The sequence below is a fragment of the Sphingomonas immobilis genome (assembly GCF_030580995.1).
GTDB lineage: Bacteria > Pseudomonadota > Alphaproteobacteria > Sphingomonadales > Sphingomonadaceae > Sphingomonas > Sphingomonas immobilis.
Genome location: NZ_JAUQSZ010000004.1, coordinates 156,096 through 168,097 on the forward strand (window position 1 = coordinate 156,096; position 12,002 = coordinate 168,097).

Sequence of the window (12,002 nt, forward strand, 5' to 3'; positions counted from 1 at the left end):
CATGCAGTGATCCGGCTGCCGGCCAGTGGCGGCGTCGTGCTCGCGGCGGACGAGGCCGGGGCGCACGACGCCCCGCCGGTGCTGCTGCTGCACGGCGGCGGGCAGACCCGGCACAGTTGGGGCCGCGCCGTCGATGCGCTCGCGGCGGGCGGCTTCCACGCGATCACGGTCGATCTGCGCGGGCACGGCGACAGCGACTGGGCGGCCGACGGCAATTACAAGCTCGACGCGATCGCGGCCGACATCCGTGCGCTCGCCGCGGCGCTTCCGGCTCCGCCCGCGATGATCGGCGCGTCGCTCGGCGGGCTTGCCGCGCTGCTCGCCGCCGGTGAAGGCGGCCCCGCGACGGCGCGCGCGCTGGTGCTGGTCGATGTCGTGCCGCGCATCGAGATGGAAGGCGCCAACGAGATCCGCGACTTCATGACCGGAAATCCGAACGGTTTCGCCGATCTGGAGGAGGCTGCCGATGCGGTCTCGCGCTATCTGCCGCACCGTCCGCGACCCAAGGATACGAGTGGGCTCGCGAAGAACCTGCGACTGCACGACGACGGCCGCTATCGCTGGCATTGGGATCCGGCGATGATGCAGAGTCGCGGCGGCGAAGTCCGCAGCGGAGAGGATCAGGCGCGGCTGGAGGCGGCGGCGCGCGCGCTGACGGTGCCGACCTTGCTGGTGCGCGGCGGCAACAGCCGCGTCGTCAGCCTTGAGGGCGCGGAGGAGTTCAAACAGCTCGTGCCGCACAGCAGTTTCGTCAACATCGACCGCGCCGATCACATGGTCGCGGGCGACGCCAACGATGCGTTCAACGCGCCGTTGCTCGATTTCCTGGAACGCAGCCGGTGAGCGAGCCCGCCGCCTCCGCCCCTGCCCCCGCCGTGCCGCGCCCGGCGGCGACGATCCTCGTGCTGCGCGACGATCCGTTCGAGGTGCTGATGGTGCGCCGCCACGGCAACGGCCAGTTCGCCTCCGCGCTGGTGTTTCCCGGCGGGCTGGTCGATCCCGCCGATCACGATCCGGCGTGGCTGCCGCTGCTCGACGGCGCGGACGGGCTCGAGGAGGGCGAGCGCGCGCTGCGCATCGCCGCCTTCCGCGAGACGTTCGAGGAATCGGCGCTGCTGCTCGCGCGGCGCGCCGACGGCACGCCGGTCGCATGCCCCGCCGCCGGCGACCTGTCGTTCCGCGAGACCGTCGCCGCGAGCGGCGGACTGCTGCCGCTGGGCGACCTCGCGCATTTCGGCCACTGGATCACGCCGGACATGGCGCCGAAGCGCTTCGACACGCATTTCTTCCTCGCCGAGGCCCCGGCGGGGCAGGAGGCGATCTGCGACGGCGGCGAGACGGTCGCGCTCGAATGGGTCGCGCCGCGCGACATATTGGCGCGCGCCGCGGACGGCGACCTGTCGATCCTGTTCCCCACGCGCATGAACCTGAAGCGGCTGGCCGAAAGCGGATCCGTCGCCGAAGCGATCGCGGCGGCGCGCGTGCGCCCGCGCTTCACCGTCCATCCCAAGCCGGAGAAGCGCGAGGGCGGCATCGCCGTCGTGATCCCCATCGAGGCAGGGTACGGCGAGACCGAGAATTTCCACCCCCACCCGCCGCGCGCGGCCTGAGGACCAAGCATGACGATCCTATACGACGAACAGCAGCAGGCGATCGCCGACGAGGCGGGCCGCATCCTCGCCGCCCGCACCTCCGGCGAACGGCTGAAGCAATTGCTGGAGACGACCGGCGCGCATGACGAGGCGTTCTGGGAAACCTGCAAGGAACAGGGCTGGACCGGCATCGGCATCCCCGAAGAGGACGGCGGCATCGGCCTCGGCCTGATCGAACTCGGGCTGGTGGCGGAGGCGATCGGCGCGGTCGCGGCGGGCGCGCCGTTCCTCGGCACCGGCTTCGGCGCGGCGCAGGCGATCCTCGCGCACGGCGACGCGGAGACGCGCGCGGCGTGGCTGCCGAAGCTGGCGAGCGGCGAGGCGATCGGCGCGATCGCCTTTGCCGAAGGCGCCGACATGATCCCCGCCGCCCCCGCCCTGCGCCTCACCAACGGGCGGTTGAGCGGCGTCAAGCCGGCGGTCGCGGGCGGCGCTTCCGCCGACGTCGCGATCGTGCTGGCGAGCGGCGAGCACGGCCCGGTGCTGGCGCTGGTGGCGCTGAAGCAGGACGGCGTTTCCGCGCAGGCTTTCGAGACGTTCGACAACAGCCGCTGCACCGCCGATCTCACTTTCGACGGCGCGGACGCCGTGACGCTGGGCGCGGCCGACGCGGCGCAGGCGGCGCTCGACATCCTCTCGCTGCAGGCAGTCGTCACCGCGCACGAGCAGGTCGGCGGGGCATCGAAGATGATGAACACAGCGCGCGACTACGCCCTCACCCGCCAGGCGTTCGGCCAGGTGATCGGCGGCTTCCAGTCGGTCAAGCACCGTATCGCCGAGGATTACGTGCTGGTCGAGCTGGCCCGCGCCAACGCGCTGCAGGCCGCCGCCAGCCAGGGCACGGAGGCCTTCGCGCGCAACGCCGCCGCGGCGCGGCTTTCCGCGACCGAGGCCTATGACACCGTTTCGCGCGATTCGACCCAGGTCCACGGCGGCATCGGCGTGACCTGGGAATCCGATCTTCACCTCCACCAGCGCCGCGCGCGCAGCCTCGCGATCGAGCAGGGCCCGACGCCGTTCTGGGAGGATATTCTCGTCGATCTGCTTGCAGGAGAGCCCGCATGAGCCCCGAAATCGAAGCATATCGCGATACCGCGCGCACCTGGGTCGAGAGCCAGATCGCCGAATTCGGCCGCGATGCGCGCAAGGGCCTGAGCGAGGCCGACGACCTCGCGCTCGGCCGCCGCTGGCAGGCGGCGAAGCAGGCGGCGGGCTATTCGGCGATCAGCTGGCCGAAGGACCACGGCGGGCAGGGCCTCACCCTGCTCCACCGCCTCGCCTTCGAGCAGGAGGAGATCAAGCACGGCTTCCCCAACGATTATTTCGGCGTGAGCCTGGGGATGCCGGTGCCGATCGTGCTGCGCCACCAGCCCGGCGACTGGACGCGCGCACGCGCCGAAGCCGCGCTGCGCGGCGACGAGATCTGGTGCCAGCTTTTCTCCGAGCCCTCGGGCGGTTCCGACCTCGCGGGCCTGCGCACCTCCGCAAAGCTGGATGAGGCGAGCGGCGACTGGATCGTCAACGGCCAGAAACTGTGGACGACCTGGGCGCAATATTCGGACTACGGCGTCATCGTCGTGCGCACCGATCCCAGCGCGCAGAAGCACAAGGGCCTCACCTATTTCTGGGTCGACATGAAGGCGCCCGGCGTCACCGTCCGCCCGGTGCGCCTTGCCGAGGGCCGTTCGGAAGTGAACGAGGTGTTCTTCGACGACGTGCGCATCCCCGACAGCCAGCGGCTCGGCGCGGTCGGCGGCGGCTTCGGCGTGGCGATGGAGACGCTGACGATCGAACGCTATCAGGCGACCGATCCGGCCGGCTTCGGCCCGCCGCTGCAATTGTTCATCGACGAGACCAAGGCCACGCAGATCAAGGGCAAGCCCGCGATCGAGGATGGCCGCGTGCGCGAACGCATCGCCCGCACCTATGCGATGCAGAGCGCGATGGCCGCGATCTACCAGCGCACCCTGCTGTCACTCGCGGCCGGGTTGCAGCCGGGGCCGGAGGGCGCGGTCCACAAGCTCGTCTCGGTGCGGGCACGCCAGAAGCTGTCCGAATATGCGATGGACCTGCAGGGCGTGAACGGCCTGCGCTACGACGAGGAACTGTCGCGCAAGGAAAGCTGGGCGAAATCGTGGATGACCGCGCCGACCGGCCGCATCGCCGGCGGCGCGGACGAGATGCTGCTCAACACCATCGCCGAGAAGATCCTCGGCCTGCCGCAGGATCATCGCCCCGACAAGGGCGTGCCGTTCAACCAGATACCGCGCTGAGCGGGGGCCTAGTCGGGGTCGTGCGCCAGCCCGCTGCCGAGCGCACGCCACGCCTCGACGTCGCGACGGATCGCGTCGGCCTTGCCCAGCGCCATCGCGATCGCATCGTCGCCGAGCGCGATGCGCACCGGCGGATCAGCCGCATCGGCGAGCGTGAGCATCGCCTGCGCGAACTTGGCGGGATCGCCCGGCTCCTTGCCGCCGGAGCCGTGGATGCGCGCGCGCATCTTGCCGATCCCGGCCTCGTAGTCGGCAATGCCCGGCGGCGCGTTGGGATGATCGCGCAGCAACAGGCTGGTGCGGAACGCGCCGGGCTCGACGATGGTGACGGCGATGCCGAGCGCCTGCACCTCCGCCGCCAGCGCCTCCGACATGCCCTCCAGCGCGAACTTGCTGGCGCTGTAGAGGCCGACCCACGGCACGCCGACGATGCCCCCGCCCGAGCTGATGTTGAGGATACGGCCCCGCCGCCGCGCGCGCATCGCCGGCAGCACCGCCTGGATCAGATTGAGCGGCCCGTGCAGATTGACCTCGAACAGCGCACGCACCGCATCGGGATCGGCCTCCTCGACATAGGATTCCAGGACGTTGCCGGCATTGTTGACGAGTATGTCGATCGCACCCTGCGCGTCTTCCGCGCGCGCCACGCCGGCGAACATCGCCGCGCGGTCGCTGACGTCGGCGACGATCGCCAGCGCGCGGCCCGGTGCCGACGCCTCGAACGCGGCGGCGACGTCCGCCTTGCGCATGATGCCCGTCACGCTGTCGCCCCGCGCCAGCGCGGCATCGGCGACCGCACGGCCGAGACCGCTGGCGGTGCCGCTTATCAACCAATGCATCGGCATTCCCTCCCGAAGGGGGGCGCCACCGTGAGCGGTCGCGCGTTTCCTTTGGCGGGAAACTGTGCTGAATGCGGCGGCGTAGTCAACACGCCCGCGGCCAAACGCGAGCGGAAGGGAGAGCGATGTACCTGACGCAGCCGCTGCACCGCTTGGCCCGGCAGACCCCCGATCGCATCGCGGCGGTGGATGCGGGCCGGCGGCTCACCTGGCGCGCGCTTGAGGCGCGGGTCGCGGCGTTCGCGGGTGCCTTGCGGAGCCGCGGGCTGGAGCCGGGCGACCGCGTCGCGATGCTGGCGCGCAACGGCACGGATTTTCTCGTCTATATCCTCGGCACCTTCTGGGCGGGCGGCGTCATCAACCCGGTCAACCTGCGCTGGACCGGCGGCGAGATCGGCTATTCGCTCGAAAACTGCCAGACGCGCTTCCTCATCCACGATCCCGAATTCGCCGGGCTGCTGCCCGCGATCCGCGCGGCGGCGCCGGGCCTCGTCCATGTCGTCGAGACGGGCGCGGCGCTCGACGGCTGGATCGACGCGGCCGACCCGGTGGAGGATGCCCTGCGGCGCGGCGACGATCTTGCCGCCATCCTCTACACCGGCGGCACCACCGGCTTCCCCAAGGGCGTGATGCTCAGCCACACCAACCTCGCGTCCTCCGCCTTCGGGTCGATCGCCGCGCGACAGGGGCCCGCCGGCACGCGCTACCTCCACACCGCGCCGCTGTTCCACATCGGCGCGCTGTCGGGCCTGTTCGTGACGCTCCTGTCGGACGTGGAGAATCATTTCCTGCCCGCGTTCGATCCGCTCGCGGTGCTGGAATCGATCGCGCGCGAGCGGATCGTCGAGCTGTTCCTGGTGCCGACGATGATCCGCATGGTGATCGACCATCCCCGCTTCGCCGAATTCGACACCACGTCAGTGCGCGGCATCCGCTACGGCGCGTCGTCGATCGACGGCGCGTTGCTCGACCGCGCGATGGAAGCATTCCCCAACGCGGGCTTCATCCAGGCCTACGGCATGACCGAGCTGTCGCCGACCGCGACCGTGCTCGGCACCGCCGACCACGGCGCGGAGGCGCGCGCCAACGGGCGGCTGCGATCGGCGGGCCGCGCGACGATGGTCACGGAGGTGCGCATCGTCGGCCCCGACGATACGGAGCTCCCGCGCGGCCAGGTGGGCGAGATCGTCGCACGCGGGCCGACCGTGATGCTCGGTTACTGGCAGATGCCCGAGGCGACGGCGGAGGCGCTTCGCGGCGGCTGGATGCACACCGGCGACCTCGGCGTGATGGACGCCGACGGCTATGTCACCGTCGTCGACCGGCTGAAGGACATGATCATCACCGGCGGCGAGAACGTCTATTCGGCCGAGGTCGAGAGCGCGCTGGCGACGCACCCGGCGGTGGCGAACGTCGCCGTCGTCGCCGTGCCCGATGCGAAATGGGGCGAGCGCGTCCATGCCGTCATCGTGCCGCGCCCGGGCGAGACGCCCTGCCCCGACGTGCTGACCGCGCATTGCCGCGCGAGCCTCGCGGGGTTCAAGATTCCCCGCAGCTTCGCCTTCGTCGACGCGCTGCCGCTGTCGGCGGCGGGCAAGATCCTCAAGAACGTGCTGCGCGATGCGGCGCGCGAGACCAACACCGGAGACACTCCATGATCGCCATCATCGCCAGCTTCACCGTGCCCGAGGACAAAGCCGAAGCCTTCGAGGCGATCGCCGGCGAGCTCGTCGCCGCGACCAATGCCAACGAGCCGGGCGTGAAGCTCTACACGCTCGCACGCGACAAGAAGGATCCGACGCAGTACCGCATGATGGAGCTGTACGAGGATCAGGCGGCGGTCGACACGCACATGGCGTCGGACTGGTTCAAGGCCGCGGGGCCGAAGCTCGGCGGCGTGCTCGACGGGCGCCCGAAGATCGAGCAGTTCACGGTCGTGGCGTAAACGCCCGCTATCGCACAACCCCGGCGTCGCGCAAGGCGGATATGCGCGCGGGATCATAGCCGATCGCCGCCAGCACCGCGTCGGCGTGGCTCTCCGTCCCGGTCGCGACCGGCGCGGCGGCGGGTGCGCCGGAAAAGCGCGGCGCAGGCGCGGGCTGCGTCTGGCCGCCGACCTGGATGAAGGTGCCGCGCGCGGCGACGTGGTGATGGCCGGGCGCCTCCGCCAGCGTCATCACCGGCGCGAAGCAGATGTCGGTGCCCTCCATCAGCGCGGTCCAGTGGTCGCGGGTCTCGGTCGCGATGATCGCGGCGATCTTGTCCTTCAGCGCGGGCCACCCCGCCGGGTCCATCTGCGCATCGAAATCGGGATCGTCGGCAAGCCCCAGCGCACCGCGCAGCAGCGCGTAGAATTGCGGCTCGATCGCGCCGATCGCGACGAAGCCCCCGTCCGAACAGACATAGGTGTCGTAGAAATGCGATCCGCCGTCGAGCCAGTTGGTGCCCGGCGCGTCGTTCCATGCCCCTGCGTTGGCGAGTTGCCACGTCATGCCCGAGAGCAGTGCGGAACCGTCGACCATCGCCGCGTCGATCACCTGCCCTGCGCCGGTCGTTTTCGCCGCAAGCAACGCCGCGACCATGCCGAACGCGAGCAGCATCCCGCCGCCGCCGAAATCGCCGACATAGTTCATCGGCGGCACCGGCTTTCCGCCGCGCACCCCCACGGTGTGCAGCACGCCGTTGATCGCGATGTAATTGATGTCGTGCCCCGCCGCCTGCGCGAGCGGCCCGTCCTGACCCCAGCCGGTGATGCGGCCATAGACGAGCGCGGGGTTGAGCCCCAGCAGCACGTCGGGCCCGAGCCCGAGCCGCTCCATCACGCCTGGGCGGAAGCCCTCGATCAGGCCGTGCGCCGACGCGCACAGATCGCGCACCGTCTGCAAGCCTTCGGCCGACTTCATGTCGATCGCGACGCGGCGGCGCGAACGTGCGAACACGTCGGTCGCGGCGATCGCGGAGAGCAGCCCGGCATGGCCCGGCCGCGTGATGCGGATCACCTCGGCGCCGTGATCGGCCAGCATCATGCCTGCGAACGGTGCGGGCCCGAGTCCTTCGAACTCGATGATGCGGACACCGGCGAGCGGGCCCGCCATCAGACCGCCGCCAGCATCGCGCCGCCGAGTGCCGCACGAAAGGCGTCGGGCAGCGCGGCCGACTTGCCGTCCAGCAACGCGACCAGCGTCGCGCGCGCAAAGGCACACGCCCGCCCCTGCTGCGTCGCCAGACAGGCGAGCTGCCAGCTCGACCGGCCGATCTCCAGCGTGCCGACATGCACGTCGAGTACCTCCGGGTAATGCGCCTCGCCGACGTAATCGATGTGATTGGCGGCGATCATCACGCGGTAATCGCCCATCGTCTCGCGGAACTGCTGCGATACGTCGAAGCGGTAGCGTGCATCCTCGAACGCCGCCGCGAGCGCGACATTGTTGATGTGCCGATTGGGATCGACGTCCGCGAAGCGCGTGGTGATGACGTGATGAAACGGATAGCGCCGGAAATCGAGCAGCGCGGGATCGATCTTCGCCATCAGAGCGACTGCCCGTCGTCGAGCGTGAAGCTGGCGCCGGTGACCCCCGCCGACGCATCCGACGCGAGATAGAGCAGCATCGTGTCGAGCTCGTCCTGCGCCATGATCCGGCGGCGCGGGAACTTTCCGATCTGCTTCGCCCCCGCTTCCGTCTCGAACCAGTCGCCGTTGATCTCGGTCTTGATATAGCCAGGGCAGATCATGTTGACGTTGATCCCCTTGCGCACCCAGTCGCGCGCCAGCACCTTGCCCATCTGCACCACCCCCGCCTTCGAAGCGGAATAGGCCGCGAGCCCGGCATCGACCTTGTGCGCGGTGATCGATGCCGTGATCACGATGCGGCCGTTCTGCCGATCCTGGCTGCCCGCCGCGATCAGCCGTCTGGCGCCCTCGCGCGCGGTGAGGAACACGCCGCGCAGGTTGACGCTCATCACCCGGTCGAACTCCGCCACCGGCAGATCGAGCGCCGATCCTTCCGAATTCATGCCGGCATTGGCGACGATCGTATCGACGGTGCCGAACGCGGCCTCGGCGGCGTCGTAGGCGGCGATCGTCGAGGCTTCGTCGGCGACGTCCATTGCCACCGCGATGGCGCGGCCGCCGGCGGCGGTGATCGCCGCGACGGTCTGGTCGAGCCGGTCGGTCCGGCGCGCGGCCAGCACCACCGCCGCGCCGCCTTCCGCGAGGATGGTCGCGAACCGCTCCCCCAGCCCGGAGGACGCGCCGGTAACGAGCGCCACCCGCCCCGTTAGATCGAATATCGGACGTGCCGCCATATGCCTTCCTCTGATCGCTCACCTGGTATACTAGGTCGGCCACAGGCCTTCGCGCACCGCCGTACCGAAGCGCCTTGGGGAGGGAAATGGAAAAGATCGACGGACGCACCGCTTTTGTCACCGGCGGCGCCAGCGGGATCGGCCTCGCGATCGCGCAGGCACTGGTGGACGAGGGTGCGCGCGTGATGATCGCCGACATCGACGGGCCCGCGCTCGACGCCGCCGTCGCGGCACTCGGCAGCGATGCGGCGGGCGTTCGACTCGACGTGCGTGACCGCGCGGAATGGGCGGCGGCGAAGATCGCGCTCGAGTCCCGCTTCGGCCCGGTCGATATCCTCGTCAACAACGCCGGCATCGGACCGGACGGCCACACGCTCGCCGACATGGATCCGGTCGCGTTCGACCGCGTGATCGCGATCAAGCTGACCGGCACCTTCAACGGTATCGCGACCTTCGCCGCCGGCATGCGCGAGCGCGGCGACGGCCATATCGTCAACACCGCATCGATGGCCGGGTTGATCGCGAGCGCGAAGCTGGGTGCCTATACCGCCTCGAAATTCGCCGTCGTCGGCCTGAGCGAGGTGCTGCGCGCGGAGATGGCGCGCCACGGCGTCGGCGTGTCGGTGCTGTGCCCCGGCCTCATCCGCACCAATCTCGGCGCGACGACGATCGCCGCAGGCAGCGACCGCGTCACGCCGCGAACGCCGAGCACCGACCAGGGTATCGACCCCGCCATCGTCGGCGCGCTGGTGGTGGACGGCATCCGCGCCAATGCGATGCACATCGTCACCCACGGCGACTATCAGGCGCATGTCGCCGAGCGGATGGCGCGCGTCGTCGCCGCCTTCGACGGCGTGCCGGTCCGCGCCGGTGGTACGCCGCCCGGCACCGACACGGCACGAGATTGAGGCGATAGCGATGCACCCTTGTTTCTACATTCGCGACGGCGACGGTTTCATGCCGACGCGCCTCGCCGCCTCGCCGTGGGAATTCGGCAAGCAGAACGGCGTCGGGCTCGGCGGGCTGGCGACAGCGGCGGTCGAGACGATCCCCGCGCCCGCGGCGATGACGACCGCGCGGCTGACGATCGACATCCTCGCCGCCGCGCCGATGGAGCATACGACCGCGCGGACCCGCGTGCTGCGCGAGGGCAAGCGCATCCAGATGGTCGAGGCCGAACTGGTGGTCGGCGACCGTGCGGTGGCGCGCGCGACGGCGCTGCGCGTGCGCCAGACGGAGACGCCGCCATTCGCCGAGCCCAATGCCTATCCGCCGCCCGAGAGCGTACCGGAGGTCGACTTCATGGATGCGCGTGCGTTCGGGGGCACGATCGAGACGCGGAAAGTGAGCGGCGCGCTGCGCGAGCCGGGGCCGGGCGTGCTGTGGGTACGGTTCGGGCACGATCATATCGCCGACGAGCCGCTGACGCCGCTGCTGCGCGCCGCGATGCTTGGCGATTTCGGCGGCGGCCTCGGCAGCGTGCTGGATTCTGGCGCTTGGACCTATGCCAATCTCGATATCACGCTGCATTTGACGCGCGAGCCCGTCGGCGAATGGCTGCTGGTCGATGCGGCGACGGCGAGCGCGGGCACCGGCGTCGGCCGGTCGGACATGATCCTCGCCGACACGCGCGGGCCGTTCGCGCGCGCGCATCAGACCTTGTTCGTGGCGCCGCGGTGATGCAGGCGATCCGCGATACCGCCCCTACAGGAGCCCTTATATGACCGATCTCGTCACCGGCACGCTTGCGGACGGCGTCGCCACCATCACGCTCAACCGGCCCGAAGGGCATAATGCGATGAGCTGGGGGCTGGTCGATGCGTTCAGCACCGTCGCGCAGCGGCTGGCTGGCGATCCCGGCACGCGCGTGTTCCTGCTGCGCGCGGAGGGCAAGAATTTCTGCGTCGGCGGCGACATCCGCGCTTTCGCCGACGAGGCCGATCCGAGCGATTTCCTCCGCCGCCTCGCCGGGCGGTTGCACGAGGGACTGAAATTCCTGTTCGATCATCCAGCACCTCTGGTCGTCGCCGCGCAGGGCGCTTCGGCGGGCGCGGGTCTCAGCCTCGTCGCGGGCGGCGACGTGGTGCTGGCGGGGCGCTCGTCGAATTTCTCGATGGCCTATACCGGCATCGGCTTGACTGCGGACGGCGGTGCGACCTGGCTGCTGCCGCGCGTCATTGGGCTGCGGCGCACGCAGGAACTGGCCTATCTCGGCCGCCGCCTGAATGCGGAGGAAGCGGCCGATTATGGCCTGGTCACGCGCATCGTCGACGACGCGGCGCTGGCCGATGAGGCGCAGGCCGTCGCCGCGAAGATCGCCGCCGGGCCGACGGCTGCCTATGGCGGCGTCAAGCGGCTGCTCGCCGCCAGCTACGGCGCGGACTTCGCCGCGCATCTCGATGCCGAGGCGGAGGCGATCGCGACGGCGATGGCGTCGGCCGACGCGGCCGAAGGCCTCGCCGCCTTCCTCGGGCGCCGTCCGCCGGTCTTCGCCGGGCGGTGACGTGACACCGCGCAACCCCGATTTCGCCGCCGACATCGCCGCGAGCTTCGCCCGGCAGGGCGCGCTGGCGACGATCGGCGCGGAGCTTGGGGCGGTGACGGCGGGGCGCTGCGAAGTGCGGCTGCCGATCACCGACAAGGTGCGCCAGCAACAGGGGTTCGTCCACGGCGGCATGGTCGGGCTGATCGGCGATGTCGCCGGCGGCTATGCGGCAATGACGATGTTCGATCCCGGCAAGGACGTGCTGACGCTCGAATACAAGATCAATTTCCTGCGCCCGGCGCAGGGCGAGATGCTGATCGCGACCGGCACCGTGGTCCGCGCCGGCCGCTCCGTCGCCATCACCCGCGCCGATGTCGAGGCGATCGCCGCCGACGGCACCCGCACCTTGTGCGCCATCCTACAGCAGAGTTCGATGCCCGGCTGACCG

General features: G+C 70.4%; 14 protein-coding genes. 10 read left to right on the plus strand and 4 right to left on the minus strand.

The features are described 5' to 3' along the window. Positions 1–6 precede the first annotated feature (6 nt). From Q5H94_RS07720 to Q5H94_RS07735, 4 genes are read left to right on the plus strand one after another with little or no spacing between them, the layout of a single operon-like run. The gene (locus Q5H94_RS07720) at positions 7–843 is read left to right on the plus strand and encodes an alpha/beta fold hydrolase (RefSeq protein ID WP_304560677.1); all 837 of its coding nucleotides are present in this window, start codon (positions 7–9) and stop codon (positions 841–843) included. Next, a complete protein-coding gene (locus Q5H94_RS07725; protein ID WP_304560678.1) occupies positions 840–1,610 on the plus strand; it encodes an NUDIX hydrolase in 771 nt (256 codons plus the stop codon). The genes Q5H94_RS07720 and Q5H94_RS07725 overlap by 4 nt, the downstream gene beginning before the upstream one ends. Before the next feature lie 9 nt (positions 1,611–1,619). Continuing rightward, the gene (locus tag Q5H94_RS07730; protein ID WP_304560679.1) at positions 1,620–2,717 is read left to right on the plus strand and encodes an acyl-CoA dehydrogenase family protein; all 1,098 of its coding nucleotides are present in this window, start codon (positions 1,620–1,622) and stop codon (positions 2,715–2,717) included. Next, positions 2,714–3,925 (plus strand): acyl-CoA dehydrogenase family protein, encoded by a 1,212-nt coding sequence (locus Q5H94_RS07735; RefSeq protein ID WP_304560680.1) that lies wholly within the window; start codon positions 2,714–2,716, stop codon positions 3,923–3,925. The genes Q5H94_RS07730 and Q5H94_RS07735 overlap by 4 nt, the downstream gene beginning before the upstream one ends. Positions 3,926–3,933: 8 nt before the next feature. Here the strand turns inward: Q5H94_RS07735 and Q5H94_RS07740 are convergent, their stop codons facing one another. Next, complete coding sequence (locus tag Q5H94_RS07740) at positions 3,934–4,764, minus strand: SDR family NAD(P)-dependent oxidoreductase (RefSeq protein WP_304560681.1); 831 nt, start codon at positions 4,762–4,764, stop codon at positions 3,934–3,936. Between the two features lie 125 nt (positions 4,765–4,889). Between Q5H94_RS07740 and Q5H94_RS07745 the strand changes: the two genes are divergently transcribed. Beyond that, positions 4,890–6,422 (plus strand): acyl-CoA synthetase, encoded by a 1,533-nt coding sequence (locus tag Q5H94_RS07745; RefSeq protein WP_304560682.1) that lies wholly within the window; start codon positions 4,890–4,892, stop codon positions 6,420–6,422. Next, the gene (locus tag Q5H94_RS07750) at positions 6,419–6,709 is read left to right on the plus strand and encodes a putative quinol monooxygenase (protein WP_304560683.1); all 291 of its coding nucleotides are present in this window, start codon (positions 6,419–6,421) and stop codon (positions 6,707–6,709) included. The genes Q5H94_RS07745 and Q5H94_RS07750 overlap by 4 nt, the downstream gene beginning before the upstream one ends. A 7-nt stretch (positions 6,710–6,716) precedes the next feature. On the opposite strand, the gene Q5H94_RS07755 is transcribed toward Q5H94_RS07750, so the two are convergent. Genes Q5H94_RS07755 through Q5H94_RS07765 form a run of 3 tightly spaced genes read right to left on the minus strand, consistent with a single transcriptional unit; the run spans position 6,717 to position 9,069 of the window. Next, on the minus strand, positions 6,717–7,859 hold the full coding sequence (locus Q5H94_RS07755) for a CaiB/BaiF CoA transferase family protein (protein ID WP_304560684.1): 1,143 nt from the start codon (positions 7,857–7,859) through the stop codon (positions 6,717–6,719). Further along, a complete protein-coding gene (locus Q5H94_RS07760; protein WP_304560685.1) occupies positions 7,859–8,293 on the minus strand; it encodes an acyl-CoA thioesterase in 435 nt (144 codons plus the stop codon). The genes Q5H94_RS07755 and Q5H94_RS07760 overlap by 1 nt, the downstream gene beginning before the upstream one ends. Next, complete coding sequence (locus Q5H94_RS07765; protein ID WP_304560686.1) at positions 8,293–9,069, minus strand: SDR family NAD(P)-dependent oxidoreductase; 777 nt, start codon at positions 9,067–9,069, stop codon at positions 8,293–8,295. The genes Q5H94_RS07760 and Q5H94_RS07765 overlap by 1 nt, the downstream gene beginning before the upstream one ends. 86 nt (positions 9,070–9,155) lie before the next feature. On the opposite strand from Q5H94_RS07765, the gene Q5H94_RS07770 reads away from it, so the two are divergent. The 4 genes from Q5H94_RS07770 to Q5H94_RS07785 are packed head-to-tail and all read left to right on the plus strand — an operon-like array spanning position 9,156 to position 11,999. Beyond that, positions 9,156–9,977, plus strand: a complete 822-nt coding sequence (locus Q5H94_RS07770; RefSeq protein ID WP_304560687.1) for an SDR family oxidoreductase — start codon at positions 9,156–9,158, stop codon at positions 9,975–9,977. Between the two features lie 10 nt (positions 9,978–9,987). Further along, complete coding sequence (locus Q5H94_RS07775) at positions 9,988–10,749, plus strand: thioesterase family protein (protein ID WP_304560688.1); 762 nt, start codon at positions 9,988–9,990, stop codon at positions 10,747–10,749. Positions 10,750–10,789: 40 nt separating this feature from the next. Beyond that, complete coding sequence (locus Q5H94_RS07780; protein ID WP_304560689.1) at positions 10,790–11,572, plus strand: enoyl-CoA hydratase/isomerase family protein; 783 nt, start codon at positions 10,790–10,792, stop codon at positions 11,570–11,572. Position 11,573: 1 nt separating this feature from the next. Further along, positions 11,574–11,999 carry a PaaI family thioesterase gene (locus tag Q5H94_RS07785; protein ID WP_304560690.1) on the plus strand — a complete coding sequence of 142 codons (426 nt, stop codon included), beginning with the start codon at positions 11,574–11,576 and terminating at the stop codon, positions 11,997–11,999. Positions 12,000–12,002: the final 3 nt, after the last annotated feature.

Excerpts from the sequence above, each read along its gene's own strand:
- Q5H94_RS07730 (WP_304560679.1), top strand. The coding sequence starts at position 1,620 with ATGACGATCCTATACGACGAACAGCAGCAGGCGATCGCCGACGAGGCG.
- Q5H94_RS07735 (WP_304560680.1), top strand. The coding sequence starts at position 2,714 with ATGAGCCCCGAAATCGAAGCATATCGCGATACCGCGCGCACCTGGGTC.
- Q5H94_RS07740 (WP_304560681.1), bottom strand. The coding sequence starts at position 4,764 with ATGCATTGGTTGATAAGCGGCACCGCCAGCGGTCTCGGCCGTGCGGTC.
- Q5H94_RS07745 (WP_304560682.1), top strand. The coding sequence starts at position 4,890 with ATGTACCTGACGCAGCCGCTGCACCGCTTGGCCCGGCAGACCCCCGAT.
- Q5H94_RS07750 (WP_304560683.1), top strand. The coding sequence starts at position 6,419 with ATGATCGCCATCATCGCCAGCTTCACCGTGCCCGAGGACAAAGCCGAA.
- Q5H94_RS07755 (WP_304560684.1), bottom strand. The coding sequence starts at position 7,859 with ATGGCGGGCCCGCTCGCCGGTGTCCGCATCATCGAGTTCGAAGGACTC.
- Q5H94_RS07760 (WP_304560685.1), bottom strand. The coding sequence starts at position 8,293 with ATGGCGAAGATCGATCCCGCGCTGCTCGATTTCCGGCGCTATCCGTTT.
- Q5H94_RS07765 (WP_304560686.1), bottom strand. The coding sequence starts at position 9,069 with ATGGCGGCACGTCCGATATTCGATCTAACGGGGCGGGTGGCGCTCGTT.
- Q5H94_RS07770 (WP_304560687.1), top strand. The coding sequence starts at position 9,156 with ATGGAAAAGATCGACGGACGCACCGCTTTTGTCACCGGCGGCGCCAGC.
- Q5H94_RS07775 (WP_304560688.1), top strand. The coding sequence starts at position 9,988 with ATGCACCCTTGTTTCTACATTCGCGACGGCGACGGTTTCATGCCGACG.
- Q5H94_RS07780 (WP_304560689.1), top strand. The coding sequence starts at position 10,790 with ATGACCGATCTCGTCACCGGCACGCTTGCGGACGGCGTCGCCACCATC.